The organism is Aquamicrobium terrae, assembly GCF_040545735.1.
Taxonomy (GTDB): Bacteria; Pseudomonadota; Alphaproteobacteria; order Rhizobiales; family Rhizobiaceae; genus Mesorhizobium; species Mesorhizobium terrae_A.
This window is the reverse complement of the sequence record NZ_JBEPML010000005.1, coordinates 12307-38930: the sequence shown is the minus strand read 5'-3', so window position 1 is coordinate 38930 and position 26624 is coordinate 12307. Positions and strand designations below refer to the sequence as shown.

Below are 26624 nucleotides of genomic sequence, written 5' to 3'. Positions count from 1 at the left end.
GTTCCATGCGCAACGCACATTTCAAGACGACGCTTCTCGCCGCCGCCTCATTACTTGCCGTTGCCAATGTGGCCTCGGCAGCGGAAGTGAGCATCTACACCACCCGCGAACCCGGCCTGATCCAGCCCTTGCTGGATTCCTTCAGCAGCTCCACCGGCATCAAGGTCAACACCGTCTTCCTCAAGGACGGCCTTGCCGAACGCGTGGCTTCCGAAGGTGAAAGCTCGCCGGCCGACATCCTGATGGCGGTCGATGCCGGCAACCTCGTCGACCTCGTCGACAAGGGCGTGACCCAGCCGGTCGAATCCGCCGTGCTGAGCGAGGCGATCCCCGCCCAGCTCCGCGACGCCGACGGGAACTGGTTCGGCCTGTCCATGCGCGCCCGCGTGGTCTACGCCGCCAAGGACCTCGACCTCGACGCCATCACCTATGAGGACCTGTCCGACCCGAAATGGAAGGGCAAGGTCTGCATCCGTTCCGGCCAGCACCCGTACAACACCGCCCTGATCGCCGACTACATCGCCCATTACGGGCCGGAGGACACCGAGAAGTGGCTGACTGGCCTCAAGGACAACCTCGCGCGCAAGGCCGCCGGCGGCGACCGCGAGGGCGCCAAGGACATCCTCGGCGGCGTCTGCGACATTGCCGTCGCCAACTCCTACTATGTGGGCCTTATGCGCTCGGGCAAGGGCGGCGACGAGCAGAAGCAGTGGGCCGATGCGATCAAGGTCGTCCTGCCGACCTTCAAGGACGACGGCACCCATGTGAACATTTCCGGCGCGGCCGTCGCCAAGCATGCCCCGAACAAGGAAGAGGCGGTCAAGCTGCTGGAATATCTGGTTTCCGACGAAGCGCAGAAGATCTACGCCGAAGCGAACTATGAATATCCGGTCAAGGCCGGCGTCGCCGCCGATCCGATCATCGCCGAGCTTGGCGAACTGAAGATCGACTCCAAGCCGCTCACCGAGATCGTCGGCCACCGCAAGGCGGCCAGCGAACTGGTCGACAAGGTCGGCTTCGACAACTGACATGGATGAAGGGCGCCCGCCACGGGTGCCCTTCCTTTTTTCATGACCATGGCGGCGACAGGCTTCAGGCAAAACGGCAGGCGGCGCTCCGGCGCCGTCTGGCTCATTGCGGCCGGTGCCACGGCATTCGCCGTCGCCCTGCCCTTCCTCGCGCTTCTGGTCGAGGCGACGCAGGGGTCCGACGGGCTTTGGACGCATCTTTTCTCGACCATCCTGCCCGTCGCCCTGCGCGACACGCTGGTCCTGCTTGCCGGCGTCGGCCTCCTTGTCGCCGCCCTCGGCACCGGCACGGCATGGTTGGTCACCGCCTATGAGTTTCCGGGGCGCCGCATGCTGGAATGGGCGCTGCTGCTGCCGCTGGCCGTTCCCACCTATATCGTCGCCTATGCCTATCTCGACATATTGCACCCGATCGGCATCGTGCAGGATACGCTGCGCAACCTCCTCGGCTATTCCAGCCCGCGCGAATTCCGCCTGCCCGACATCCGCTCGATGACGGGCTGCATCCTGCTGCTCGCCTTCGTGCTCTACCCCTATGTCTACATCGCCACCCGCGCCATGTTCCTGACCCAGCCTGCCAGCCTGATCGAGGCGGCCCGCACGCTCGGCGTTTCCCGCCGCGCCGTCTTCTGGCGCGTCGCCCTGCCGCTGGCCCGCCCCGCCGTCGCCGTGGGCATCAGCCTGGCGCTGATGGAGACGCTGAACGACATCGGCGCCGCCGAATTCCTCGGCGTGCGCACCCTCACCGTCTCGATCTACACGACCTGGATCACCCGCTCCGACCTGCCGGGCGCCTCGCAGATCGCGCTGTCGCTGCTGGTCGTGGTGGTGGCAGTGGTGGCACTGGAGCAATATGCGCGCCGCAGGCAGCGCTTCGCCGCCGGCGCCCAGCGCAGCGGCAAGAGCTTCGAGCGCCAGCGCGTGTCCGCTCCCGTCGGCCTGCTGCTCCTCCTCCTCGGGCTGGTCCCGGTGTCGATCGGCTTTGGCGGGCCGGCCCTCTACCTGGCCACCGAAGCCTGGGCGCGCATCGGCTATGCCGGCCTGCCGCCGCGGTTCTTCCCTATAGCATCGAGCACGATCGTGTTCTCGGCGGCCGCCACCTTGCTGACGCTGGTTCTGGGTGCTGCGGCAGCCTACGCGGCCCGCATCCGGCCGGGCGGTGTTTCCGCCACCGCCTTCCGGCTCTCCACCATCGGCTATGCCGCGCCCGGCACGGTGGTCGCCATCGGGCTGGTGATCGTGCTCGGCGGCTTCGACCGCACGGTGAACGCGCTAACCGGCTCCTGGTTCGGCATGTCCACCGGCCTCATCTTCCTCGGCTCGGGCGCGGCACTGGTCTATGCCTATACGGCGCGCTTCCTCGCCATCTCGGCCGGCGGCATGGCGGCCGGCCTCAGCCGCATTCCCCAGTCTCTGGACGAGGTGTCCCGCACGCTGGGAGAAACCGCCTCCGGTACCATGCGGCGCGTTCACCTGCCGCTGTCGAAGACGGCGCTCGCTGCCTCCGCCCTGCTGGTATTCGTCGATTGCGTGAAGGAACTGCCGGCGACCCTGCTTCTGCGGCCGCTCAATGTCGAGACGCTGGCCACCCATCTCTATGGCGAAGCGGCGCGCGGCACCTATGAGGAAGCGTCGATCTCGGCGCTCGCCATCGTGCTGATCGCCATGCTGCCGGTGGCGCTTCTGTCGCGGGTGGGCTCGGAACGCAATCTGCGGCAGGGAGATGCCGCGCCCCTGCCCCAGGCGCTGCCGTCAGTTCAGCAGCATCACGTCGCCTGACGAGAAGCTGACCTCCACCTTGTCGCCGATCTGCGGCGGCGGCGTAGCGGGATTGTTGAACGTGTCCAGCGAAACCGTGCTGTCGCCCGTGCGCACGCGAACGCGGATCACCGAGCCGAGGAACTGCACGTCGGCGATCTCGCCCGCCATCAACACGTCGTCGCCCTTCCTGCGGTCGAGCGTGATCGCCTCGGGGCGCAGCGCCAGGGACAAGGCATCGCCCGGCCGCGCCCCGTCGAGCTTGTCCTTGAGCGCGATCTCGCCGGTGCCGACCCGCACCTTGCCGGACTCGGCCAGCCGGCCTTCGAGGATGTTGAGCGTGCCGACGAAACCGGCCACGAAGCGTGTCGCCGGCCGGTTGTAGATCTCGAAGGCGGTGCCCACCTGCTCGGCCTTGCCGCCATACATGACCACGATGCGGTCGGAGATGGACAGCGCCTCCTCCTGATCGTGAGTGACGAAGATGGTGGTGATGCCGAGCTTCTTCTGGATGGAGCGGATTTCCTCGCGCAGCGACACGCGCACCTTGGCGTCGAGCGCCGACAGCGGCTCGTCGAGCAGCAGCACCTTGGGCCGCGGCGCCAGCGCGCGGGCCAGCGCGATGCGCTGCTGCTGGCCGCCCGAGAGCTGATAGGGATAGCGCGACCCGAACTCGCCTGCCGGCAGCTTGATGATGTCGAGCATCTCGGCGACACGGCTGTCGATCTCTGCCCTGGGCACGCCCGCGACCTTGAGGCCGAAGCCGATGTTCTGCGCCACCGTGAGATTGGGAAACAGCGCATAGGCCTGGAACACCATGCCGATGTTGCGCTGGTTGGGCTTCAGCGTCGTCACATCCTTGCCGCCGATGACGATGCGCCCGCCGCTCGGCTCCTCGAAGCCGGCGACCATGCGCAGCACCGTGGTCTTGCCGCAGCCGGACGGGCCGAGGAAGGACACGAATTCCCCCGCTTCGATATCGAGATTGAAGTCCTGCACGACGGTCGCGGTCCCGAAGGATTTGCGCACATGCTGGATCGACAGGAAGGGTTCTGGCATTGGCTCAGCGCTCTCCATTCTCAATGCTGGACGCCCGGCGCCTTGGGCGCGAACTTCGAGACGAACTGGATCAGGGCCATGCAGCCCCAGGTGATGGCGAAGGCGATCACCGCCAGCGCCGCCGGCTCATAGGCGCGGTTGGCGCCGAGCAATTGCATGTAGGGCCCGAAGGACGGCCGGTTGAGCAGCGCAGCCATGACGAACTCGCCGATGACGATGGCGAAGGTGATGAAAGCGCCCGACAGCACCGCCACCGCCACATTGGGCAGGATGACGCGCGCGAGGATGGTCACCCATCCGGCGCCGAGGCTCTGGGCGGCTTCGGTCAGGGTGGCGACGTCGATGGCGCGCAGGCCCGTATCCACCGCCCGGTACATATAGGGCAGCGACAGGATCACATAGCCGAACATCAGGAGCAGGTTGGTGCCCGTCGCCGAGCCGGTCAGCGGCAGCCAGGACGAGGTGTTGTAGAGGCGGATATAGCCGAAGACGATGACGATCGGCGGGATGATCAGCGGCAGCAGCGTGATGAATTCCAGGATCGGCCGCCAGCGCGTCAGCTTCAGCCGCACCCAGTAGGCGGTCGGCACCACCAGCAGCACGCCGAACGCGATGGTGGCGAGCGCCATCACCACCGAATAGGTGAAGGTCTGCTGGAAGCGCGGATCGGCCAGTACCGTCCAGTAGGCGTCGAGCGTATAGGCGCCTCGACGCATCTTGAGCGAGAATTCCGCCGTGCTGACCAGCGGCAGGACGAAGTAGAGCGCGCCGAGACCGAAGAACAGCCAGGACCAGATGCGGTTCAACCTCATTTCACCCACCTCTCGCTGCGCGACCGAAGCCAGATGTAGATGAAGTTGGCGATGCCGGTGACGACGATCATGCCGAAGGCCAGCGCATAGCCGAGATGCGGGTCCTGAAGCACGTCGCCGCGGATCTGCGCGAACAGCAGGATCGGCACGATGGACAGCGAGCTGCCGGTCAGCGCATAGGCGGTGGCCACGGCGCCGAAGGCATTGGCGAACAAAAGCGCGAAGGTGCCGAGCAGGCTCGGCCACAGGATCGGCAGCGCCACCATGCGCCAGTACTGGAAGGGCGAGGCGCCGAGGATGGAGGCGGCCTCGCGCCATTCGCGCCGCATCCCGTCCAGCGCCGGCGTCATGATCAGGATGGTCAGCGGGATCTGGAAGAACAGGTAGGTCAGCGTCAGCCCGCCGAAGGACAGGATGTTGAAGCCCATCGCATAGATGTTGATGCCGAACCAGTCACGCAGGATGAGCGTGACGAGGCCGAGCCGGCCGAAGGTGGCCAGGAAGGCGAAGGCCAGCGGAATGCCGGCGAAGTTGGAGGCGACGCCCGAGAAGGTGAGCATCGGCGAGCGCAGCCAGCCCGGCAGGCCGCCCAGCACCATGGCCCACGCCATCAGGAAGCCGACCAGGCAGCCGAGCAGCGCCGAGGCGAGGCTGATGCGGATCGAGATCCAGTAGGCCGCCATGATCGACGGCTGGAACAGGTTGACGATGTTGTCGAGGGTGAACTCGCCCGCCGCGTTGCGGAAGGAGCCGACCACGATCTGCATGGTGGGCAGCACGAGGAACAGAAGCGCGAACAGCAGGAACGGCACCACGCCCAGCCAGGCGAATGACAGGCGCGGGCGCGCTGTTTGCGCAGCCGGCGCGGCGATCGATTGACTCATGCGCGATTATCCCTCCTGCCGGACCGCCATGCACCCTTAGCGGTATCCCGGACGCTTCCGGCGCGGCACAGGAAGCGCCGCGCCGTGGTCGGTTCTGCCTACTGGACGTTGGCGCCGACGACGCTGTCCCAGCCGCCGGTGACGGCGTTCTTGTTGGCGTCCTGCTCCTCAAGCGAGGGGAACACGGCCTTGGTGTAAGCCTCGGCCGGCGGCAGCTTGTCGAGGACTTCCTGCGGCACCTTGCCTTCGGAGACGAGCTGGTTGAAGCGCGCCGGGTGGCAGTAGCCCTTCAGGAAGCCGAGCTGGCCCTCGTCGGAATAGATGTATTCCAGCCACAGCTTGGCCGCGTTCGGGTGCGGCGCGTAGGCGCTGATCGCCTGGGCATAGACGCCGGCGACGACGCCGCTCTTCGGCACCACGACCTCGACCGGCGGGTTGCCGTCCAGCGTGTCGCGGTCGGCGAGCGCGTTGTAGTCCCAGCGCACGATGATCGGCGTGGTGCCCTGCGCCAGCGACGAGGCCTTGCCGATGACCGGCACGAAGTTGCCCTTCTCGTTGAGCTGCTTGAAGAAGTCGAGGCCGGCTTCCGAAGCTTTGGAGGCATCGCCGCCCGCGGCCGCGAGGCCGGCGGCATAGACCGACAGGATGGCCTGGTTCGCAGCACGCGGATCACCCGCCAGCGCGACCGAATTGGCGTATTCGGGCTTCAGCAGGTCGGCCCAGTCCTGCGGCACTTCCTTGACGATATCGGTGTTCACCTCGAAGGAGAGCACGCCGTAATAGCCACCATACCAGTGGCCCTCGGGGTCCTTCACTTCGATGCCGTCGAAGGTCGAGACCTTGTAGGGCAGGAGCAGGCCTTCCTTGGTCGAGGACGGGCCGAAGGCGAGGCCCACGTCGATCACGTCAGGTGCCTGCGGGCCGGTGTTGCCCTTGTTGGCGCGGATCGCCTCGATCTCGTCGGCCGAACCCGCGTCGGGGTTCAGTTCGTTGAGGCTGATTTCCGGATATTTGGCCTTGAAGCCGGCCAGGATGCCTTCCCAGCCACACCAGTCGTGCGGCAGGGCGATAACGCTCAGCATGCCCTCCTTCTTGGCCGCCTCGACGATTTCGTCCATCGACTGGGCGGACGAAATGGCCGACGTGACCATCAAAGTGGCTGCCGTTATGGACAGTACCTTCCCCGCAAACTTGTACATCTCGTTATCTCCGTTGAGCTGACGCCTTGTGACGCCTGCGACGCGGTACCGAGTTCATGTGACGTTCGCATGAAAGCCAGATGAAACCTTCCCGCCCCAAAGTGAAAGGCTAAACCAGTTTTGCCGATCCTAGCAATCGGCCGATATTGTTTTCCGGCTAATAGCTTCTCCCTCCTGTTCCCCTCTGGTGGTTGCGTTCCAATCCGGGCGGCCTGCGCCGCTTCTCAGACGGCTCCGGCGATGGCGCTTTCAAGCAGCTTGAGCGCGCCATCCCTGGTCAGCTTGAGCGGGTTGCCGCCGGCCGTCGGATCGACGATCGCCATGTCCGCGATCAGTCCCTTGCGCGCGTCATCCATGTCGAGGTCCTTGATCAGGCCGGGCAGCGTGTGCGGCACCTTCAGTTCCTCACGCAGCTTCAGGATGGCTGCGGCAAAACCGTCGAAACCGCCCTCGATGCCGCAATAGGCGGCGAGCCGCTCGATGCGCGCCTCGATCGCCTCGCGGTTGAAGGCGAGCACATAGGGCATGAACACCGCGTTGGTCATGCCGTGGTGGGTGTCGTAGAGCGCGCCGATCGGATGCGACAGCGAATGGATGGCGCCGAGCCCCTTCTGGAAGGCGGTGGCGCCCATGGCGGCCGCGCTCATCATGTTGGCGCGGGCGAGGAGATCGGAACCGTCGCGGAACGCCTTGGGCAGGTTTTCCAGCACCAGCCGCACGCCCTCCACCGCGATGCCGTCGGCCATCGGGTGGTAGCCCGGCGCGCAATAGGCCTCGAGGCAGTGGGCCAGCGCATCCATGCCGGTGCCTGCGGTGATGAAGGGCGGCATGCCGGCGGTGAGTTCCGGATCGGCGATGACGATGGCCGGCATCATCTTCGGGTGGAAGATGACCTTCTTGGTGTGCGAGGCCTCATGGGTGATGACGCCGGCGCGGCCGACTTCCGAGCCGGTGCCGGCGGTGGTCGGCACGGCCACGATCGGCACGATCTTGTCCGCATCGGCGCGGGTCCACCAGTCGCCGATGTCCTCGAAATCCCAGACGGGGCGGCTCTGGCCCGCCTGGAAGGCGATCAGCTTGCCGAGGTCCAGCGCCGAGCCGCCGCCGAAGGCGATGACGCCGTCATGGCCACCCTTGTTGAACACCTCGATGCCGGCGGTGAGGTTGGCTTCGACCGGGTTCGGCTTCACGTCCGAGAACACGCCATGGGGCACCTTGGCCGCGTCGAGGATGGCCAGCGTCGACGCGGCCAAGGGAAGCTTCGCCAGTCCCGGATCGGTGACGAACAGCGGGTTCTTGATGCCCGAAGCGGCAAGCGACTCCGGCAGTTCCTTGATGCGCCCCACGCCGAAAAGCACGGTGGTCGGGTAGTTCCATTTGGAGACGGGATTGGTCATGTGAGTGTCTTTCAGCGGGATATTGAAGTGGCGGCAGGGGCAGCGTCGTCCCCGACACCGGGAAGTGGAGCCGTTCGGGAATGGACCCCGGCTCGCGGTCGCTTTGCTCCCGTGGCAGGGATAACGAAAGTCATCAGATTTCTTCCCTCAGGTGATAGCTCTTCGGCCGGGTCAGATTGTCGTAGCCGATGGCCGACAGCGCCGCGCCCTTGCCGGTGTCCTTGACGCCGGTCCATACCAGCGCCGGATCGAGATAGTCGCAGCGGTTCATGAAGATGGTGCCGGTTTCCACCCGGTCGCCGATCGCCACCGCATGCTCGGTGTCGGTGGTCCAGATCGAGGCGGTCAGCCCGTAGGGGCTGTCGTTCATCAGCGCGACGGCCTCCTCGTCGTTGCGCACTTTCATGATGCCGACGATGGGCCCGAAGCTCTCCTCGCGCATGACGCTCATCTGGTGGTCGACATTGGTCAGCACCTCCGGCGCCAGATAGGGCGAGCCGGCGACGTCCTTGTCGACCTTCATGTTGATGTGGGCAGTGGCGCCCTTGCGCAGGGCCTCGGCCTTCTGCTCGCGGATCAGGTCGGCGAAGCGCGCCTGCGCCATCGGCCCCATGGTGGTCGCCTGTTCGAGCGGATTGCCGACGACATAGTTCCTGGTCTCGGCAATGAAGCCCTCGACGAATTCGTCATAGACTTTCTCATGCACATAGACGCGCTCGATGCCGCAGCAGCATTGCCCGGTGTTGAAGAAGGCCCCGTCGACCAGATTGGCGACCGCGTGGCCGATCTTCGCATCCGGCAGCACATAGGCCGGGTCCTTGCCGCCGAGTTCGAGGCCGAGCGTCATGAAAGTGCCGGCCGCCGCCTTCTCGATGGCGCGGCCGCCGCCCACCGAACCGGTGAAGTTGACGTGGTCGATCTTGCCGGAGCCGAGCAGCTTCTCGGTCTGGCCGTGGCTGAGCACGAGGTTCTGGAACACGCCCTTGGGCAGGCCGGCCATCTCGAAGGCCTTCGCGAAGCGCTCGCCGACCAGCAGGGTCTGGGCCGCATGCTTGAGGAGCACGGTGGAGCCCGCCATCAGCGCCGGCACGATGGTGTTGACGGCGGTGAGATAGGGATAGTTCCACGGCGCGATGACCATGACGACCCCGAGCGGCTCCTTCTTCACATAGCGGCGGAAGCCCTCCTTCGGGTTGGAAGCCGGCACCGGCTTCAGCGCCTGCTCGGCGATCTCGACCATGTAGGAGACACGCTCCTTCACCCCGCCGAACTCGCCGCCATAGCGCACCGGCCGGCCCATCTGCCAGGCGATTTCCGGCACGATCTCGTCGGTCATGGAGACCAGCGCCTCCAGCATGGCGAGCATGTATTTGCCGCGTTCGGCAATCGAGGTCTGGGCCCAGGCGACCTGCGCCGCGCGGGCCCGCTCGACCGCGGCGTTGACCGCCTGGTCGGTCGCGACCGGCCGCTCGGCATAGATGGAGCCATCGATGGGGGATATGAGCTTGACCGTCTCGGTCATGGTGGTTGGTCCTTCGTCAGTTGAGGCGGCCGGGAAAGCCGCCCGTTCTCATGTCTGTCCGTTCCGGACGGAGGCAGGGCCCCGCCCGGACATGCTTGCCGGTCAGTAGCGCTCGAAACCGCGATGCAGCTCCCAGTCGGTGATGCGCCGGTCGTATTCCATCTGCTCCCAGCGCGCCGTATGCACATAATGCTCGATCACGTCCTCGCCGAAGGCTTGCCTGAGCATTTTCGACTTGAGCATGGTCTCGGTCGCGTCGCGCAGGGTCTTCGGGATTTCCGGCAGGCGGGCGGCCTGGTAGGCGTCGCCGACGAACGGCTTCTGCAATTCCAGCTTCTCGTCGATACCGGCAAGGCCCGCCGCGATCAACGCCGCGAAGGCGAGGTAGGGATTGAGGTCGGCGCCGCCGATGCGGCATTCCATTCGGATGGCCTTGGTCCCCTCGCCGCACAGGCGGAAGCCGGCGGTGCGGTTGTCCTCCGACCACATGATCTTGGTCGGCGCGAAGGTGCCGGCCTGGAAGCGCTTGTAGGAGTTGATGTAGGGTGCCAGGAAGTAGGTGTATTCCTTGGCATATTTGATCTGGCCCGCCGACCACTGGCGGCCGAGTTCCGACAGGGTCCACGGCGCGTCCTTGTCGAAGAACAGCGGCTTCTTGCCGTCTGCGCTCCACAGCGAGTTGTGGACATGGCTGGAATTGCCGGCCAGGTCGTAATTGTACTTGGCCATGAAGGTCACGGCCTTGCCTTCCTGGTCGGCGATCTCCTTGGCGCCGTTCTTCAGGAACACATGCCGGTCGGCCATTTCCATGGCCTCGGCATAGCGCACATTGATCTCTTCCTGGCCCGGCCCCCACTCGCCCTTGGAGTTCTCGATCGGGATGCCCGCCGCATGCATCTCGTTGCGCAGGCGGCGCATGTAGCCTTCTTCCTTGGTGGTGATGCCGATCAGATAGTCGCCGATATAGGGCGAGGCCGTGTTCAGGTTCTGCCAGCGCTTCTCGCGGGCGGAATCATACGTCTCCGACAGCAGGAAGAACTCCAGTTCGGAGGCGAAATAGGCCAGGTAGCCACGTTCCTCCAGCCGTTTGATCTGCCGCTTGAGGATGCCGCGCGGCGAATGCGGCAGGTCCTCGTGGGTGTGGTGGTCCTGCGAGTCGCACAGCACCAGCGCCGTCTTCTCCAGCCACGGCACCGGGCGGATGGTGGAAAGGTCCGGCTTCATGACGAAATCGCCATAGCCGCGCGACCAGCTTGCCGCCTTGTAGCCCGGCACCGGCTCCATATCGATGTCGTCGGCCATCAGATAGTTGCAGCCATGCGTTTCTTCATAGGCGGAATCGACGAAAAACTGCGCGAGGAAGCGCTTGCCGATCAGGCGGCCCTGCATGTCGATCGCCGCCGTGAGCACGGTATCGATCTCGCCCGCGGCGACTGCGCTCTTCAATTGTTCGAAAGAGAGTTTTCCGGCCATTCTTTTCTCCGCCGCGCGCGCGGCCGCATGATTGCTGGTTCGGTTTGATGTTCGTCGAGGGGAATGCCCGGCCGCCGGAGCGGCCGGGCGATGTCAGTGTCAGCTATAGCGGTATGGCGCACCGGCCTTGGTCATGGACTCGTTGTATTTCTTGATGATGTCGACGACCTTCGCCGCGCGCGGGCTCTGGCCCGCGACCTCGTCCCAGAACTTGAAGGCCTCGTCCTCCACCGTCTTCCACTCGTTGGAAGGAATGGTGGTCAGCTCGAGCTTGCCTTCGTTGCGGTACTTCGCCTCGCCGGCCCAGTACCAATGCTGGCGATAGTAGTGCGATGCGTCCATCGCCAGCCGGAAGAGCTGCTGCAGATGCTCCGGCACGGCGTTCCACTTGTCGGTGTTGACGAAGTAGGAGCCGGCCCAGGCGCCCGACAGCGGGTTGGTCAGGTAATATTTCAGCACGTCGGCCCAGCCCACCGTGTGCATCTCGGTGATGCCACACCAGCACACGCCGTCGAGTTCGCCGGTCTGGATCGCCGGCTCGACGTCCTCATAGGGCAGCGACACCGGAATGACGCCGAACTTCGAAAGGAACTGGCCGCCGGTCGGGAAGGTGTAGACGCGCAGGCCCTTGAGGTCTTCCAGCGAGTTGATCGGCTTGGTGGTGCCAAAGTTGCAGGGGTCCCAGGCGCCGGACGACAGCCAGGTCACGCCCGGGATCTCGGCATAGGCTTCCTCCCAGATTTCCTTCAGGCCATGCCAGTGCCACAGCGCCGGCACGTCGAGCGAGTAGCGCGAGGCGAGCGGGAAATAGGCGCCGAACACCTTCACGTCGACCGGCGCGGCGGCGGAATCGTCGTCGCTCTGCGCGGCGTCGATCGTGCCGGCCTGCACCGCCCGGAACAGCTCGCCCTGCGGCACGAGCTGGTCGGCGGTGTAAAGCTCGATCTCCATCTCGCCATTGGCGGCCTTGTTGAACCAGTCGATGGAGTTCTTGATGACATGCTCCGCCAGCGCCGGGCCGGCATAGGTCTGCAAGCGCCATTTGATCGGAGACTGTGCCTTCACATAGGGTGTCGCCAGCACGGTCGCGCCGGCCGCACCTGCACCGGTCAACACGGTCCTGCGCAGGAAATCGCGTTTGTTGAGCGTGGTCTTCTCTGTCATTTCCGTTTCTCCTCTGTCGGTTTATCAGGCGGCAATCCAGGGTCCCTGCGGATAGTGGGCCCTTTTCTTCCTTCCCTCACATCGCCTTGTAGGTTTCGGGCAGCCACAGGGCGATCTGCGGGAAGATCATCAGGATGATAATCGTCAGCACCATCAGCAAGAAGAAGGGGATGATGGATCGGTAGATGTCGGCCAGCGTGATCTCGGGCGGCGCCATCGCCCGCATCAGGAACAGGTTGTAGCCGAAGGGCGGCGTGATGTAGGCGATCTGGCAGGTGATCGTGTAGAGGATGCCGAACCAGATCGGGTTGAAGCCGAGCGACTTCACCAGCGGGATATAGAGCGGCGCGACGATGACCAGCATGGCGGTGTCGTCGAGGAACATGCCCATGATGACGAACGACAGCAGCATCAGGATCAGGATGGTCCAGGGCGAGAAGTCGTAGGTGTCGACCAGCAGCGCCTTCACGGCCTTGACCGCGCCCAGCCCGTCATAGACCGAGCTGAAGCACAGCGCCCCCAGGATGATCCACATGAACATGCACGAGATGCCCAGCGTGTTGCGGCTGGAATCCTCGAACACCTGGCGGTTGAGGTTGCCGGCCCACCACGCCGCACCCACCGAAAGCAGGGCGCCGACCGCCGCGCTTTCGACGAGGCTGGTGACGCCGGTCATGAACAGCGTCATCATGACGGCGAAAATGGCCAGCGGCAGGATACCGGAGCGCAGCAGCCGGAATTTCTCCTCCCATGTGATCTCGGCCCGTTCCTCTTCCGGCAGCGCCGGCCCCATTTCCGGCTGCAGCTTGCAGCGGATGTAGACGTAGAGCGCGAAGATGACCGCCATCAATATTCCGGGGCCGATTCCCGCCAGCCACAGGTCGATCACCGGCGTGCGCGCGATCATGGCATAGAGCACCAGCACCACGCTCGGCGGTATGAGGATGCCGAGAGACGAGCCCGCCTGGACGACGCCGGTCACCATCGCCTTGTCGTAGCCGTGACGCAGCAGTTGCGGCAGCGCGATCGTCGCGCCGATCGCCATGCCGGCGACCGACAGGCCGTTGAGCGCCGCGATCAGCACCATCAGGCCGATCGTGCCGAGCGCCAGGCCGCCTTTCACCGGCCCGAACCAGACATGGAACATGCGGTAGAGGCCGGAAGCCATGCCGGATTCCGACAGCATGTAGCCCATGAACACGAAGAACGGCACCGTGATCAGCGGATACCAGTTCAGCACCTGGAAGGTGGCGTTGAAGGGCATCTCGAAGGAGCCCTGCCCCCACAGCCACAGGGCCGCTGCCGAGCCGACGAACCCGATGACGCCGAACACGCGCTGCCCGGTGAACAGCAGCACCATCATGGTGCCGAACATGAAAAGCGTGATGAGTTCCGAGCTCATGTAATCGGCTTCCCGCGCCAGATGGCGACGTCCTTGAAAAATGCGGAGATGCACTGGAGCAGCATCAGGAAGACGCCGGCCGTCATGATCGTCTTGATCGGCCACAGCACCGGGCTCCAGGCCGTATAGTTCTTCTGGTTGTAGACGATCGCATAATGCGTGCTCGACAGCCCGCCGCCGAACAGCACGACCAGATAGAAGATGACGAAGAGGATGGTGAAGGCGTCGGTGATCGCCCGCCGCCTGGCGTCGAGGCGGCCATAGAACAGGTCCATGCGCACATGCTGGTCGAGTTGCAGCGTGTAGGCGCCGCCGAGCAGGTAATAGGCGGAGATGAGGAATTGCGACATCTCCAGCGCCCAGTTGATCGGCACGCCGGTGACGATGCGCGAGAACGTCGAAGCCAGCAAAATGCCGCCCATGACGAAGAACAGGTACATGGCGATGCGCCCGACCCGGTAGTTCAGCGCGTCGACATAGCGCACGTAAAGCCTGATCGGTTCAGGCATCGGCTTCTCCCTTGTCCACCACCTTCCCGCCGCGGATATGAATCTTGCCCAGCAGCGAGGCGAGCAGTCCGGCCCATTTGCGCTGGCCGGCCGTATCGGCGATCTCGTCGTTGCGGATTTCGATCATCGCGCAGGCCAGCCCGCGCGAGCGCGCATGCCGCTCCAGCGTGAAATAGACGAGATCGGCCGGCGAATAGGGTTCGTTGGCGCCCACCTTGATGCCGGCCACGCCGTTCAGCGCCCGCAGCAGCGGCACCGAGATGCGCTCGTCCTCGTCATGGATAATGCCGATATGCCATGGCCGCTGCTTGCCGAAATAGACCGGCGTGTAGGAATGCACCGACACCAGCCGCGTCTCGCGCCCCGCGGCCAGCCGCTCCTCGACGGTTGCCGCGATCGTGTTGTGGAACGGCCGCCAGACCAGGTCGACCCGCGCCTGCCTTTGCTCGGCCGTCAGCCCGGCATTGCCGGGAATGGCGGTGGTCTCGCTGACCTCTGGGATCAGATTGTGCGCGTCGAGCGGCCGGTTGCAGTCGATCACCAGGCGCGACACGCAGGTTTCGATCAGCGTGGCGTCGAGCGCCTTGGCCAGCATGGTCGCCACCGGCAGCGCGCCGGGGTCCCAGGCGATATGGCGCTGGAACTCTTCCTCGGCCAGGCCGAGCGTGCCGAATTCGGGCGGCATATGGTTGGAGGCGTGGTCGCAGGTGAACACGTAAGGGCTTGTCCCGCCGGGGTTGGTGACCCTGACCGCCTGCTCCGCGATAGCCTGTTTGGGTTGCCCGTTCCCCATCGTGCTCCGTTCCCCAGGCGATGTATCATATATTACTTATTGTTTTTCATTTCGCCTTGACGGATGATTTCATACATATTGTCCAGCTTTGTCAAACCCGTTTTCGCAAGAACCGGCACAACGCCTTCACGATGGGGACAGCATGACCTCCAGCATTGCCGAACTGATCGCCGAACGCATCGACACGATGCCCGCCGGCGAACGCCGGGCCGCCCAGACGCTGGTCGCCAGCTATCCGCTCATCGGCCTGAAGACGGTGGCCGATTTCTCGCAGCAGGCCGGCGTCTCCTCTCCCACGATCCTGCGTTTCGTGGCCCGGCTCGGCTTCCACAACTATGCGGAGTTCCAGGCGACGCTTCAGGACGAGCTGGCCGCCCAGCTCCAGTCGCCCGCCTCGCGCACCTATGCCCCGAGCAGCCGCGGCAAGGGCGCGGTATCGCCCATGCTGGAGGCGACGCTCGACAATCTGCGCGAGACCTTCCGCCACATCACCGACCGGCAACTGGAGGAAATCGCCGCCTGCATGGCGGCGCGGCGCGGCCACATGTTCCTGATCGGCGGCCGCTTCACCGATCCGCTGGCCCGCTACATGGCCGCCCATCTGGCCATCATCCGGCCGAACGTGTTCCATCTGGCCGGCCAGGAAAGCATGTGGCGCGACCGCCTCATCGACATGGGCAAGCATGACGTGGTGCTGATCTTCGACATCAGGCGCTATCAGGACAGCCTCCTGCGCTTCGCGGAGAAGGCGCATCAGCGCGGCGTGGCCATCGTGCTCATCACCGACCAGTGGCTGTCGCCCATCGCCCGCTTCGCCAGGCACGTCGTGGCCGGCCGTACCGCCATGCCCTCGGCGTGGGACTCCTCCGCCGCACTTTTCGTCATCGCCGAATCGCTGATCGACGCCGCCACCCGCCGCCTCGAGGCCGAAGGCGCGCGGCGCATCCGCGAAATGGAAGGGCTGCGCTGACGCCGGTCCGCGGACCGCCGGGCCGCTTCGGAAACGAAACCAGGCGCACACCACAAACGCGCCGGAAAGCGGCCGCTACAACCTTACGCAGATTTAATGTGCTTTGGCGGCGGAGAATTGTCATAAAGGCTCAGTACCGGGCATTTCATGCGTTTCGTGGTACCCTGCGTCAAAGGCTCCGAGGCTGGAGCGCGACGCGCAGCTTGGCAGACGACCGGAGTGCTGATGACAGCCTGGAAGCAGATCCTGTTCGCGATAGCGATTCTCGCCGTGGCCGCGGTTGCGGGCTACATGTTCGTGCCCGGATCGGCCGCCACCCTGGCCCGCCTCGGCATCGGTCCTGGGGAAGGCCCGGCCACCGCCACCGGCTCGATCGGCGGCGGCTCCGGCCAGCAAGAGGGAGGCGGCCGCAGCGTCTCGGTGATAACCGTTCCGGCCTCCATGGCGACCATCAACGACCGCCTCAGCGCCATCGGCACCGGCCGCGCCAAGGCGACCGTGGCGGTGACGCCCTACGGCTCGGGCCGGCTGACCGAACTGCTGGTCGAGTCCGGCGCCAGGGTGGAGAACGGGCAGGTCATCGCGAAGCTTGATTCGGCCACCGAGGAGATCGCCGTCGAGCGCGCCAGGGCCACCCGCGAGGATGCGGCCGCCCGGGTCGAGCGCATCCGCCAGCTTCGCTCCTCCAATGCCGCCACCCAGGTCCAGCTCACCGATGCCGAGCTTGCCCTGCGCAACGCCGAGCTGTCCCTGCACGATGCCGAGGTCGCGCTGGAGCGCCGCTCGGTCACTTCCCCCATTTCCGGCATCGTCGGCATCCTGCCCATCGAGGCCGGCAACTACGTCACCAGCCAGACCTCGATCGCCACCATCGACGACCGCTCCTCGATCCTCGTCGATTTCCACGTGCCGGAGCGCTTCGCGGCCATGATCGAGATCGGCGCGCCGATCCGGGCGACGCCGCTGGCCAATCCCAACCGGGAATATGCCGGCACCGTCAGCGCCATCGACAACCGCATCGACGAGAAGAGCCGCACCCTGTGGGTGCAGGCCGCCATCGCCAACCCTTCCGATTCGCTGCGCGCCGGCATGTCCTTCCAGATCGCCATGCAGTTCCCCGGCGAATCCTATCCGGCAGTCAGCCCGCTTGCCGTGCAATGGGGCACGGACGGCGCCTTCATCTGGACCGTGGAGGGCGGCAAGGCCAAGCGCATCCCGGTGCGCATCGTCCAGCGCAACACCGAGAACGTGCTGATCGACGCCCCGATCAACGCCGGCACGGTCGTGGTCACCGAAGGCGTCCAGAGCGTGCGCGAAGGCGGCGGCGTCCGCATTGCCGGCGACGCGGCAAGGGCGCTGGGCGCGGACGGCTGAGCAATTCCAGCAAAACCGCGAGGCGGTTTGCGCCCGGAATTGCATCAAAACCAGGAGTTGGAGCGTCTCGCGATTCGGCGAAAAGCGGAGACGCTCCGGAATGACGAGAGCACGGCATGAACGATGAGATCAAGAATGGCGAAGCCGGCCTGACGGCGTTGTTCATCCGCCGTCCCGTGCTGGCCTTCGTGCTCAACACGCTGATCGCCGTGGCCGGCATCGCCGCCTTTTACGGGGTCGAGGTACGCGAATTGCCCGACGTCGACCGCGCGGTGATTTCGGTCAACACCGACTTCACGGGTGCGGCCGCCGAAACCGTCGACCGCGAGATGACCGATGTCATCGAAAGCGCGGTGGCGCGCGTCTCCGGCGTGAAGTCGATCTCGTCGCGCTCCTCCTTCGGCTCCAGCCGCATCACCATCGAGTTCAACGACGGCGTCGACCTCAATGTCGCGGCCTCCGACGTGCGCGACGCCGTGGCCCGCGTCACCAACCAGTTGCCGGACGAGGCGGACGCGCCGCGCATCGTCAAGGCCGACGCCAATGCCGAAGCCGTCATGCGGCTGGCCGTCACCTCGGACAACATGTCGGTCGAGGACATGACCGTCATCGTCGAGGACCAGATCGAGGACGCGCTGGCCGCCGTGCCGGGCGTGGCCGACGTGCAGATCTATGGCGACCGCGAGAAGATCTTCCGCATCGACGTCAACCAGGCACGCCTCGCCAGCCTCGGCTTCACCGTGGCGGACCTGCGCCAGGCCCTGGGCTCCGTCGCCTTCGACACGCCGGCCGGCTCCATCACCACCTCCGACCAGAATCTGATCGTGCGCACCACCGCCGAGGTCAACACGCCGGAAGCCTTCGAGCAGCTCTATATCGACGGCAGCACCCGCATCGGCGACGTGGCGACGGTCACGCTCGGCCCCGACATCGGGCAGAGCATGCTGCGCTCGGACGGCAAGGCGGGCATCGGCATCGGCATCGTGCGCGCCGCCGAATCCAACACGCTCGACATTTCCGAGGGCGTGAGGGCCGCGGTCGGCACCATCCAGCAGAACCTGCCCGAGGGCATGACCATCAAGGTCACCTCGGACGACGCGGTGTTCGTCAACGGCGCCGTGCACGAGGTCGAGATCGCGCTGGTGCTGGCGGTGTCGATCGTGCTGATCGTCATCTACGCCTTCCTGCTCGACTGGCGCGCCACGCTCATCCCCGGCCTGTCCATGCCCGTGGCCATGATCGGAACCATCGCGGCGATCTACCTGGCCGGCTTCTCCATCAACATCCTCACCCTGCTTGCGCTGGTGCTCGCCACCGGCCTTGTCGTCGACGACGCCATCGTGGTGCTGGAAAACATCGTGCGCCGCCGCAACCAGGGGCTCGGCCCCCGCGCGGCCGCCGTGCTCGGCACCCAGGAGGTATTCTTCGCCGTCGTGGCCACCACCGCCACGCTGGTCGCCGTCTTCGTGCCGATCTCCTTCATGCCGGGCCAGACCGGCGGCCTGTTCCGCGAATTCGGCTTCGTGCTGGCGATTTCGGTGCTGCTTTCCTGCGTGGTGGCGCTGACGCTGTGCCCCATGCTCGCCTCGCGCATGCTCACCTCCGCCGCGCTCCACCATGAAGGGGGCACCGGCATCGGCGGCCGCATCGGCTCCAGGCTCGGCGCGCTCTACAAGCGCTGCCTCGCCGCCTGCCTCAACGCCCCGTGGCTGGTGGTTCTGGTGGCCGTCCTGTTCGCCGGCCTGGCTGTCATCCTGTTCGGCACGATCCGGCAGGAACTGACCCCGACCGAGGACCGCTCGGCCGTCCTGCTGCGTGTCAGCGCCCCGCAGGGGGTGAGCCTCGACTACACGGCCGCGCAGATGCGCACCATCGAGGACCTGATCGAGCCGATGCGCCGCACCGGCGAGATCGAAAGCACCTTCCAGTTCGCCGGCAACAACGGCAACTACAACAGCGGCTTCATGGTCGTCACCCTGGCGCCGTGGGAAAACCGGACCCGCAGCCAGCAGGAGATCTGGTCGGAGATCAACGGCCTTACCCGCCAGATGCCGGCCGTGCGCGTGTTTCCCGTGCAGCCGAACAGCCTCGGCATCCGCGGCGCCGGCAATGGCCTGCAATTCGCGCTGGTGGGCAACGACCGCACGGCGCTGAGCCAGGCCGCCGACCGCATCATCGCCACCATGGAACAGGACCCGCGCTTCGAGCAGCCGCGCCTGTCCATCGACCCTTCGCAGCCGCAGCTTTCCGTCGCCATCGATCGCGAGCGCGCCTCCGACCTCGGCATCGACATCACCGGCCTTGCCACCACGCTGCAAGCCATGCTCGACGGCAACGACATCGGCGACGTCTATGTCGGCGACCGCGCCTTCGGCGTGAAACTGGTGTCGACCACCAACCCGATCAACGATCCGACCGATCTGGAGAACATCTTCCTCAAGACCGGCGACGGCCGCTTCGTGCCGATGTCGACCATCGCCACCCTGACCGAGAGGTCGGTGCCGCCCACCCTGACGCGCGAGCAACGGCAGGCCTCGGTGGCCATCACCACCGACCTGCGCGCCGACTTCGCCCTCGGCGACGCGCTTGGGGAGGCGCGCCGCATCGCCGAGCCGCTGATGCCATCGGGCGCGCGCCTGCTGCCGCTGGCCGAAGCCGCCACGCTGGGCGAGACCAATACCGGCATGATCACCGTGTTCGGCTTCGCGCTGGTCATCATCCTTCTGGTGCTGGCCGCCCAGTTCGAAAGCTTCGTCTCGGCCATCATCATCATGGCGACGGTGCCGCTGGGTCTCGCCTGCGCCATCTTCGCGCTGATCCTCACCGGCACCAGCCTCAACGCCTACAGCCAGATCGGGCTGGTGCTGCTGGTGGGCGTGATGGCCAAGAACGGCATCCTCATCGTGGAATTCGCCAACCAGCTCCGCGACCGCGGTCTGGGCGTACGGCAAGCCATCGAGGAGGCGGCCAATGTGCGCCTGCGCCCAGTGATGATGACCATGATCTGCACCGTGCTCGGCGGCCTGCCGCTGGTGCTGGCCAGCGGCGCCGGTGCCGAGGCGCGCATCGCGCTCGGCTGGGTCATCGTCGGCGGCCTCGGCCTCGCCACCGTCTCCACCCTGTTCCTCACGCCGGTCGCCTATCTGCTGCTCGGCCGCTTCGTGACGCCCAAGGTGCAGGAGCAGAACCGCCTGCGCAGAGAGCTGGAAGAAGCCGCCTACACCAATGTCGAGCCGGCCGAATAGGGCGTTCTCGCACCGCGCGGCACCATTGCGCGGATGACAGGGCCGGCACGGCCCTGTATTGCTCCTGCCCGGGCGACAACCGATTCCGGGATCAGGAGAAGGCACCCGCATGGAACCGATCACACTCGACCAGCTTCTGGCCAGCGTCGGCAAGGAAGTCGGCGTCTCGCCATGGCGGGCAGTCACCCAGACGATGATCGACCAGTTCGCCGACGCGACCGACGATCACCAGTTCATCCATTGCGATCCCGAACGCGCGGCGCGCGAAACCCCCTTCGGCGGCACCATCGCCCACGGCTTCCTGCTTCTGTCCCTCCTCTCGGCCATGACCTTCGAGACCCTGCCGCCGCTGGACAAGGGCAAGATGGGGGTCAATCACGGCTTCGACGAGATCCGCTTCATGGCGCCGGTCAAGACCGGCTCGCTGATCCGCGCCCGCTTCGTGCTGGCCGACGTCAAGGCCCGCCCCTCCGGCTGGGTGCAGGTCACCCATGACGTGACGGTGGAGATCGAGGGCTCGAAGAAGCCGGCGCTCACCGCGCGCTGGCTGACGCTGACCTTCGTCGAGCCCGAAGCCTGACGCCGCGGCACGGGCTTGCCCCCGCTCGCATGAGGGATATATTCAAACCCGTGGAGGATACCCGCAAAGGCAAGAGCGTGTCGTCGGCCGTGCAGCAGCGCCGCGAGCGACACAAGGAGACGCTGCGATCCGACCTGATCGCCGCCGCGCGCCAGCTCGTGCAGGAAGAGGGCTATGAGGGCCTGACCATCCGCAAGCTGGCCAAGCGGGTCGGCTATGCGCCGATGTCGGTCTATTCCTATTTCGCCGACAAGCAGGATATCCTGCTGGCGCTGGCGCAGGACCGGTTCGAAATCCTGGCACGCCGGATCGAGGAGAACACCGCCGACGATCCGCTGGAGGCGCTGCGTGCGGTGATGGCCGAATATGCGGCCTTCGGCCTCGGCAATCCCAACGAATACCGCACCGTCTTCATGACCGAGAAGACCCGCCCGCCGGCCGGCATGACCTTCGAGGAACTGGACACCAACAATCCTGCCATGCAGGCGCTGCTCGGCCGCGTCGAAGCCTGCATCGCCGCGGGCCACCTCAAGGGCGACCCCTTCGCCATCGCCACCATGTTGTGGAGCGTGGGCCATGGCACCATCTCGCTGCTCATCACCTTCCCCTTCCACGCCTTCGGCGACCGCGAAGCCTATGTGAAGCGCATGTGCGACCTTGCGCTCAAGGGCCTGAGCGGACAGGACGTGCCGCCACTCAGCGACAATCCCGACAGATCCTGCCGGCCGAACGGGACGTAGGAAAGGCCGTCTTCACGCGCGGCTCTCTCACCCTGCCCGCGAGCCGGGAGGCGTCACAGCAGGTTCCCGGCTCCGATATTACCTCCCCATAGGGGGGCAGTATTCAGGTTTGACTGGCGAGCTTGAAACGCTCGTCATCCCGGCCAAGGGAGCGTCAGCGACCGCGAGCCGGGATCCATTCCGGAACCTTCGAACATTACGGAATGGATGCCGGACAGCCTGCCTTCGCTTCGCTGTGGCAGACTTCCGGGACGACGATGACGTGGTTGCCGGAGCAATTCAGGTCCGGGGAAACCGCTCCTGATCTCCCGCCTTCGCGAAGGAAGGACACCATTCACGACGTCCCCCCTCCTTCCCCTTTTGCGGGAGAGAGAGAGATGGCGGCGGGGTGACACAGTTCGGTCGGTGTGAGGAAATCCGGCCCCTTGATTCGTACATGTACGAATCCCACTTGAAGTCGCCTCCGGTATAATGTACATGTACGCCATAAATTACACGTACGATGATCGGAGAAAGATCATGAAGTCCGCCATAGTTGCCTTGTCCGCCCTGCTCGCCCTGTCGGGCGTCAGCATGGCTGCTTCCCAGCCGGCATCGACCACTCCCGCGACGGTCTGCGTCGCGGTCGACCCGGCGTCCGGCAAGAAAGTGAAGATCGATTGCGCGTCGACGGGTTCGATCGACAAGACCGACTCGCAACACAAGACTGCTCGCCCGCGTCTCGGCATCGACGTCAGCCCGTGGGTTCCGGGCCTCTGATTCGCCGTTGACGACCGGATGAATCCAGATGGCGGGCGGCTTTCGGCCGCCCGTTTTTGATTCACCAGCCCGTTCCGGAAGATATGCGGTCAGCGACCCGGCTTGCGGCCCGGCACCGTCTTGGACTGTCCGGGCTTCTTCGGTCCACCGGGAATGGCCGATGACGTCACCGAAACCGGATCGCTGGCCGGGAACGTATCCTCCAGGCCCTCCTCCAGTTCTTCCATGGTGCCATGGGCCTTTCGCTCCTTCTCGAGCGACTTGACCGCCGCTGTCTTGCCGCGTGCTGCGCTTGCCGGTTTTGCGTTGCTTGCCATTCCAGTTTCTCCCCGGGGACGCCCATTAAAGGGGCGTCAGGAGAAACCCGCTTCCCCCGCCTCGGGTTCCCTCAGGCGGCCGCGTCGCGAGCGCCTTCCGCCAGCAGGCCGAAGACGTAGTCGGAGAAGGAGCGCCAGCATTCCACCCGGAATTCCTGCTCCCCCACCCGGTGGAGCAGGATTTCCGCCTTGCCGAGCACCGTGCGCGAGCAGGCGCCCACGGCGAACGCCGCCAATGCCAGGTCCTGCGGGCATCCCGCTTCTATCGCGGTTTCCGCCGCCGGCCCGCTCACCGCGAAGGCGACGTTGCGGTGCGAAACGTCGACCGCCGAATGCAGGCCCTTGGCCTTGCCGCAATCGGCCAGCGCATCGCCGCCCTTCTCGTCGATGACGAACCATTCGTCCGGACCGAGCCACAGCACTGTGCGGCCCGCCTTGCCGGCGGACGTCTTGGGCTTTTGCGGCAGGGTGACGCCCAGCGCCCGCGACAGCGAACCGACGGCTTCCTCCGGGGCGCGCAGCGACACGCGGTTCGCCGGCGGCAGAACCGTCACCTTCACCCCGCTGGCCAATATTTCCTGCCCGGCCAGGGCCGGACGCCGCTCGGCCGCCGCGCCCGCCTGCACGGTCTTTGCTGCCGCCTTAGCCATTGAGACGCTCCCCCTTCTCGTCGAAGAACACCATGCCGGTGACCTCCACCTCGATGGTGCGGTCCGGCATGGGTACGTAAAGCGTTTCGCCCAGACGCTTGCGCCCGCCCTCGACCAGCGCCAGCGCGATGGAATGGCCGCAATTTTCCGACCAGTAGCTGGAGGTGACATGGCCGATCATCTTCATCGGCACCGGCTGCTTCGGGTCGGCGACGACCTGGGCGCCCTCCTCCAGCACCACATTGGGATCGCGGGTCCTGAGCCCGACGAGTTGCCTGCGCCCCTCGGCCAGCAGATCGGGCCGCTTCAGCCCGCGTATGCCGACGAAATCGGCCTTCTTCTTGCCCACCGCCCAGTCGAGGCCGGCATCGTTGGGTGTCACCGTGCCATCCGTGTCCTGTCCGACGATGATGTAGCCCTTCTCGGCGCGCAGCACATGCATGGTCTCGGTGCCGTAGGCACATGCGTCGTGCTTCTGCCCTTCCTCCCATAGCGCCTCCCACACCGCTTCGCCATAGTCGGCGGGCACGTTGACCTCGAAGCCGCGCTCGCCGGAGAACGACATGCGGAACAGCCGCGTCGGCACGCCGCAGATCCTGCCCTCGCGCACCGACATATGCGGCATGGCCTCGTCGGAAAGGTCGATGCCCTCGACCAGCGGCGTGATGATGTCGCGGCTTTTCGGGCCCTGCACGGCGATCACCGCCCATTGCTCGGAGATCGAGGTCAGCCACACCTTGAGATGGGGGAACTCGGTCTGGAGATAGTCTTCCATGTGGTTCATGACGCGCGCCGCACCGCCGGTCGTCGTCGTCACATGGAAGCGATCCTCGGCCAGGCGCCCGACCACACCGTCGTCATAGATGAAGCCGTCCTCGCGCAGCATCACGCCATAGCGGCAGCGGCCGACTTCCAGCTTTTGCCACGGATTGGTGTACATCAGTTCCATGAAAGCGGCAGCATCCGGCCCCACCACCTCGATCTTGCCGAGGGTGGAAGCATCGAACAGGCCGGCACTCCTGCGCACTGTCACGCATTCGCGGTTGACGGCGGCATGCATGTCCTCGCCGGCGCGCGGAAAGTACCAGGCGCGCTTCCACTGGCCGACATCCTCGAACACCGCGCCGTGGCGCTCGGCCCAGCCATGCATGGCGGTGCGCCGCGTCGGCTCGAACAGCCTGCCCCGCGCATGGCCGACGATGGTGCCGAAGGTCACCGGCGTGTACGGCGCGCGGAACGTCGTCAGACCCACTTGAGGAATGGCTTTGCTGAGTTCTTCCGCGGCAATGGCAAGGCCATGCATGTTGGAGGTCTTGCCCTGATCGGTCGCCATGCCATTGGTGGTGAAGCGCTTGACATGCTCGATGGAATGCATGCCCTCGTGTACCGCCTGGCGGATGTCCTTGGCCGTCACGTCGTTCTGGAAGTCCACGAAGGCCTTGACCGTGGTGCCGGCTTCCGCGCCCGGCCCCGCACCCAGCATGCCGCGCGACCAGTTCTCGCTGGACTCCACCTTCGGCTTGGCAACCTTGGCCGCCTTGCCGCCGGCCTCCTTCGCCGCCTTCGCGCCGGCCGCATAGGCCTCGTCGATGGTGGCGGCCAGGCCGTCCGTGCCGTTGCAGGCGCCGGCCGAGATGCAGTCCTGCGCATAGGTGCCGGGCAGGAAGCGCTTCACCTCGTCGTTGAAGGCAACCTTGCCGCGCGACTGCGAGAACAGGTGCACCGAAGGCGTCCAGCCGGCCGACATCAAAAGCGCATCGACCGGAATGGCGCGCTCGCCGTCACCCCCGGTCCTCGGCTTCACGGTCATGGAGTTGATGCGCAGCCGCCCGCCGACCCTGACCACGCCGCGCCCGCCATGGATCTCGATGCCGAGCGCGCGAGCCTCGTCGACCATCGGGCCGGACGGATTGTCGCGCAAATCGACGATCGCGGCGACATTGACGCCGGCCTTCTTCAGGTCGATCGCCGCCGCATAGGCGCTGTCATTGGCGGTGTAGACGCCGACATTTTTGCCCACCGCCACGCCGTAATGGTTGAGGTAGGTGCGCGCCGCCGAAGCCAGCATGATGCCCGGCCGGTCGTTGTCGGGGAACACCATGTGCCGCTCGATGGAGCCGGTGGCGAGCACGACGCGCTTTGCCCGTACCTGCCACAGCCGCTCGCGCGGCAGGCCGCTTTCCGGATTGGACAGATGGTCGCTCACCCGCTCGGCGAGGCCGATGAAATTCTGGAGGTAGTAGCCGAAAGCCGTGGTGCGGGTCAGCACCCGCACATTGTCCATCGCTGCAAGCCTGGCAGCCGCCGCCTGCGCCCAGTCCCAGCCACCCTGCCCGTCGACAACCGCGCCCGATTCGAAGCGCAGGGAGCCGCCGAGTTGGGCCTGCTCGTCGCAGATGACGACGCGCACGCCGGTCTCGGCCGCCGCAAGCGCCGCGGCAAGGCCCGCTGCGCCGCCGCCCAGCACCAGCACCTCGCAATGGGCGAAGCGCGCCGCGTAATGGTCCGGGTCCGGCTGGTCCGGCGCCACGCCGAGGCCGGCGGCGGCGCGGATGCGCGGTTCGTAGAAGGATTTCCATGCCGCCTTCGGCCACATGAAGGTCTTGTAGTAGAAGCCGGCCGAAAACAGCGGCGAGGCAAGATCGTTGACCGCGCCCACATCCACGGCAAGCGACGGCCAGCGGTTCTGCGACACCGCCGTCAGCCCGTCATAAAGCTCCTGCACCGTGGCGCGCACATTGGGCGTCTTGCGCGAGGCATCGCGGTGGATGCCGACCAGCGCATTGGGTTCCTCCGCGCCGGCCGAAAGGATGCCGCGCGGCCGGTGATACTTGAACGAGCGGCCGACCAGATGAACGCCGTTGGCCAGCAGCGCCGAAGCCAGCGTGTCGCCGACCACGCCGCTGTAGTTCTTGCCGTCGAAGGTGAAGCGCGCGGTCCTCGCCTGCGCGAGACGACCCTTGCCGGGAAGGCGGAAGGATTCGGCCAT

22 protein-coding genes are annotated in these 26624 nt (G+C 65.8%); 8 read left to right on the top strand and 14 right to left on the bottom strand.

Annotated features, from left to right (window positions below):
• The first annotated feature begins 5 nt into the window (after positions 1-5).
• Together ABID37_RS08925 and ABID37_RS08920 are read left to right on the top strand one after the other, a co-directional pair.
• Complete coding sequence (locus ABID37_RS08925) at positions 6-1028, top strand: extracellular solute-binding protein (protein WP_354193918.1); 1023 nt, start codon at positions 6-8, stop codon at positions 1026-1028.
• Between the two features lie 42 nt (positions 1029-1070).
• Positions 1071-2807, top strand: coding sequence for an ABC transporter permease (locus ABID37_RS08920; protein ID WP_354193917.1), 1737 nt, complete (start codon positions 1071-1073; stop codon positions 2805-2807).
• On the opposite strand, the gene ABID37_RS08915 is transcribed toward ABID37_RS08920, so the two are convergent.
• From ABID37_RS08915 to ABID37_RS08865, 11 genes are all read right to left on the bottom strand, one after another.
• A complete protein-coding gene (locus ABID37_RS08915; RefSeq protein ID WP_354193916.1) occupies positions 2781-3845 on the bottom strand; it encodes an ABC transporter ATP-binding protein in 1065 nt (354 codons plus the stop codon). The two genes, ABID37_RS08920 and ABID37_RS08915, sit on opposite strands and share 27 nt — an antisense overlap.
• A gap of 20 nt (positions 3846-3865) precedes the next feature.
• Positions 3866-4657 carry an ABC transporter permease gene (locus ABID37_RS08910; protein WP_435521549.1) on the bottom strand — a complete coding sequence of 264 codons (792 nt, stop codon included), beginning with the start codon at positions 4655-4657 and terminating at the stop codon, positions 3866-3868.
• Positions 4654-5541, bottom strand: a complete 888-nt coding sequence (locus tag ABID37_RS08905; protein ID WP_354193915.1) for an ABC transporter permease — start codon at positions 5539-5541, stop codon at positions 4654-4656. The genes ABID37_RS08910 and ABID37_RS08905 overlap by 4 nt, the downstream gene beginning before the upstream one ends.
• Positions 5542-5639: 98 nt before the next feature.
• Complete coding sequence (locus tag ABID37_RS08900; RefSeq protein WP_354193914.1) at positions 5640-6740, bottom strand: ABC transporter substrate-binding protein; 1101 nt, start codon at positions 6738-6740, stop codon at positions 5640-5642.
• A gap of 224 nt (positions 6741-6964) precedes the next feature.
• Positions 6965-8137, bottom strand: coding sequence for an iron-containing alcohol dehydrogenase (locus tag ABID37_RS08895; protein ID WP_354193913.1), 1173 nt, complete (start codon positions 8135-8137; stop codon positions 6965-6967).
• Positions 8138-8270: 133 nt separating this feature from the next.
• The gene (locus tag ABID37_RS08890; RefSeq protein WP_354193912.1) at positions 8271-9659 is read right to left on the bottom strand and encodes an aldehyde dehydrogenase family protein; all 1389 of its coding nucleotides are present in this window, start codon (positions 9657-9659) and stop codon (positions 8271-8273) included.
• 102 nt (positions 9660-9761) lie between these two features.
• Positions 9762-11132 carry a glutamine synthetase family protein gene (locus ABID37_RS08885; protein WP_354193911.1) on the bottom strand — a complete coding sequence of 457 codons (1371 nt, stop codon included), beginning with the start codon at positions 11130-11132 and terminating at the stop codon, positions 9762-9764.
• Positions 11133-11231: 99 nt separating this feature from the next.
• The gene (locus tag ABID37_RS08880) at positions 11232-12296 is read right to left on the bottom strand and encodes a TRAP transporter substrate-binding protein (RefSeq protein ID WP_354193910.1); all 1065 of its coding nucleotides are present in this window, start codon (positions 12294-12296) and stop codon (positions 11232-11234) included.
• A 76-nt stretch (positions 12297-12372) separates the two neighbouring features.
• Complete coding sequence (locus ABID37_RS08875; protein WP_354193909.1) at positions 12373-13698, bottom strand: TRAP transporter large permease; 1326 nt, start codon at positions 13696-13698, stop codon at positions 12373-12375.
• Positions 13695-14207: a TRAP transporter small permease subunit gene (locus ABID37_RS08870; RefSeq protein WP_354193908.1), complete on the bottom strand. Its 513-nt coding sequence runs from the start codon at positions 14205-14207 to the stop codon at positions 13695-13697. Before ABID37_RS08870 ends, ABID37_RS08875 begins: the two co-directional genes overlap by 4 nt.
• On the bottom strand, positions 14200-15000 hold the full coding sequence (locus ABID37_RS08865) for an N-formylglutamate amidohydrolase (RefSeq protein WP_354193907.1): 801 nt from the start codon (positions 14998-15000) through the stop codon (positions 14200-14202). The genes ABID37_RS08870 and ABID37_RS08865 overlap by 8 nt, the downstream gene beginning before the upstream one ends.
• A 142-nt stretch (positions 15001-15142) precedes the next feature.
• Between ABID37_RS08865 and ABID37_RS08860 the strand changes: the two genes are divergently transcribed.
• From ABID37_RS08860 to ABID37_RS08835, 6 genes are all read left to right on the top strand, one after another.
• Positions 15143-15970: a MurR/RpiR family transcriptional regulator gene (locus ABID37_RS08860; RefSeq protein ID WP_354193906.1), complete on the top strand. Its 828-nt coding sequence runs from the start codon at positions 15143-15145 to the stop codon at positions 15968-15970.
• Between the two features lie 225 nt (positions 15971-16195).
• Positions 16196-17344, top strand: a complete 1149-nt coding sequence (locus ABID37_RS08855) for an efflux RND transporter periplasmic adaptor subunit (protein WP_354193905.1) — start codon at positions 16196-16198, stop codon at positions 17342-17344.
• 116 nt (positions 17345-17460) lie between these two features.
• Entirely contained in the window at positions 17461-20589 is a 3129-nt protein-coding gene (locus ABID37_RS08850; protein WP_354193904.1) for an efflux RND transporter permease subunit, read from the top strand.
• A 109-nt stretch (positions 20590-20698) separates the two neighbouring features.
• Positions 20699-21169, top strand: a complete 471-nt coding sequence (locus ABID37_RS08845) for a MaoC family dehydratase (protein WP_354193903.1) — start codon at positions 20699-20701, stop codon at positions 21167-21169.
• A gap of 50 nt (positions 21170-21219) precedes the next feature.
• Positions 21220-21909 carry a TetR/AcrR family transcriptional regulator gene (locus tag ABID37_RS08840; RefSeq protein ID WP_435521548.1) on the top strand — a complete coding sequence of 230 codons (690 nt, stop codon included), beginning with the start codon at positions 21220-21222 and terminating at the stop codon, positions 21907-21909.
• Between the two features lie 519 nt (positions 21910-22428).
• Complete coding sequence (locus tag ABID37_RS08835; RefSeq protein ID WP_354193902.1) at positions 22429-22668, top strand: DUF680 domain-containing protein; 240 nt, start codon at positions 22429-22431, stop codon at positions 22666-22668.
• Positions 22669-22757: 89 nt separating this feature from the next.
• Here the strand turns inward: ABID37_RS08835 and ABID37_RS08830 are convergent, their stop codons facing one another.
• From ABID37_RS08830 to ABID37_RS08820, 3 genes are all read right to left on the bottom strand, one after another.
• On the bottom strand, positions 22758-22985 hold the full coding sequence (locus tag ABID37_RS08830) for a hypothetical protein (RefSeq protein WP_354193901.1): 228 nt from the start codon (positions 22983-22985) through the stop codon (positions 22758-22760).
• Positions 22986-23056: 71 nt separating this feature from the next.
• Positions 23057-23635: a sarcosine oxidase subunit gamma gene (locus ABID37_RS08825; protein ID WP_354193900.1), complete on the bottom strand. Its 579-nt coding sequence runs from the start codon at positions 23633-23635 to the stop codon at positions 23057-23059.
• On the bottom strand, positions 23628-26624 hold the full coding sequence (locus tag ABID37_RS08820; protein ID WP_354193899.1) for a sarcosine oxidase subunit alpha: 2997 nt from the start codon (positions 26622-26624) through the stop codon (positions 23628-23630). Before ABID37_RS08820 ends, ABID37_RS08825 begins: the two co-directional genes overlap by 8 nt.

Coding starts and splice junctions, on each gene's coding strand:
- ABID37_RS08860 (WP_354193906.1), top strand. CDS start 15,143: ATGACCTCCAGCATTGCCGAACTGATCGCCGAACGCATCGACACGATG.
- ABID37_RS08825 (WP_354193900.1), bottom strand. CDS start 23,635: ATGGCTAAGGCGGCAGCAAAGACCGTGCAGGCGGGCGCGGCGGCCGAG.
- ABID37_RS08915 (WP_354193916.1), bottom strand. CDS start 3,845: ATGCCAGAACCCTTCCTGTCGATCCAGCATGTGCGCAAATCCTTCGGG.
- ABID37_RS08850 (WP_354193904.1), top strand. CDS start 17,461: ATGAACGATGAGATCAAGAATGGCGAAGCCGGCCTGACGGCGTTGTTC.
- ABID37_RS08920 (WP_354193917.1), top strand. CDS start 1,071: ATGACCATGGCGGCGACAGGCTTCAGGCAAAACGGCAGGCGGCGCTCC.
- ABID37_RS08890 (WP_354193912.1), bottom strand. CDS start 9,659: ATGACCGAGACGGTCAAGCTCATATCCCCCATCGATGGCTCCATCTAT.
- ABID37_RS08905 (WP_354193915.1), bottom strand. CDS start 5,541: ATGAGTCAATCGATCGCCGCGCCGGCTGCGCAAACAGCGCGCCCGCGC.
- ABID37_RS08820 (WP_354193899.1), bottom strand. CDS start 26,624: ATGGCCGAATCCTTCCGCCTTCCCGGCAAGGGTCGTCTCGCGCAGGCG.
- ABID37_RS08885 (WP_354193911.1), bottom strand. CDS start 11,132: ATGGCCGGAAAACTCTCTTTCGAACAATTGAAGAGCGCAGTCGCCGCG.
- ABID37_RS08895 (WP_354193913.1), bottom strand. CDS start 8,137: ATGACCAATCCCGTCTCCAAATGGAACTACCCGACCACCGTGCTTTTC.
- ABID37_RS08835 (WP_354193902.1), top strand. CDS start 22,429: ATGAAGTCCGCCATAGTTGCCTTGTCCGCCCTGCTCGCCCTGTCGGGC.
- ABID37_RS08845 (WP_354193903.1), top strand. CDS start 20,699: ATGGAACCGATCACACTCGACCAGCTTCTGGCCAGCGTCGGCAAGGAA.
- ABID37_RS08875 (WP_354193909.1), bottom strand. CDS start 13,698: ATGAGCTCGGAACTCATCACGCTTTTCATGTTCGGCACCATGATGGTG.
- ABID37_RS08830 (WP_354193901.1), bottom strand. CDS start 22,985: ATGGCAAGCAACGCAAAACCGGCAAGCGCAGCACGCGGCAAGACAGCG.
- ABID37_RS08855 (WP_354193905.1), top strand. CDS start 16,196: ATGACAGCCTGGAAGCAGATCCTGTTCGCGATAGCGATTCTCGCCGTG.
- ABID37_RS08910 (WP_435521549.1), bottom strand. CDS start 4,657: ATGAGGTTGAACCGCATCTGGTCCTGGCTGTTCTTCGGTCTCGGCGCG.
- ABID37_RS08870 (WP_354193908.1), bottom strand. CDS start 14,207: ATGCCTGAACCGATCAGGCTTTACGTGCGCTATGTCGACGCGCTGAAC.
- ABID37_RS08925 (WP_354193918.1), top strand. CDS start 6: ATGCGCAACGCACATTTCAAGACGACGCTTCTCGCCGCCGCCTCATTA.
- ABID37_RS08880 (WP_354193910.1), bottom strand. CDS start 12,296: ATGACAGAGAAGACCACGCTCAACAAACGCGATTTCCTGCGCAGGACC.
- ABID37_RS08900 (WP_354193914.1), bottom strand. CDS start 6,740: ATGTACAAGTTTGCGGGGAAGGTACTGTCCATAACGGCAGCCACTTTG.
- ABID37_RS08865 (WP_354193907.1), bottom strand. CDS start 15,000: ATGGGGAACGGGCAACCCAAACAGGCTATCGCGGAGCAGGCGGTCAGG.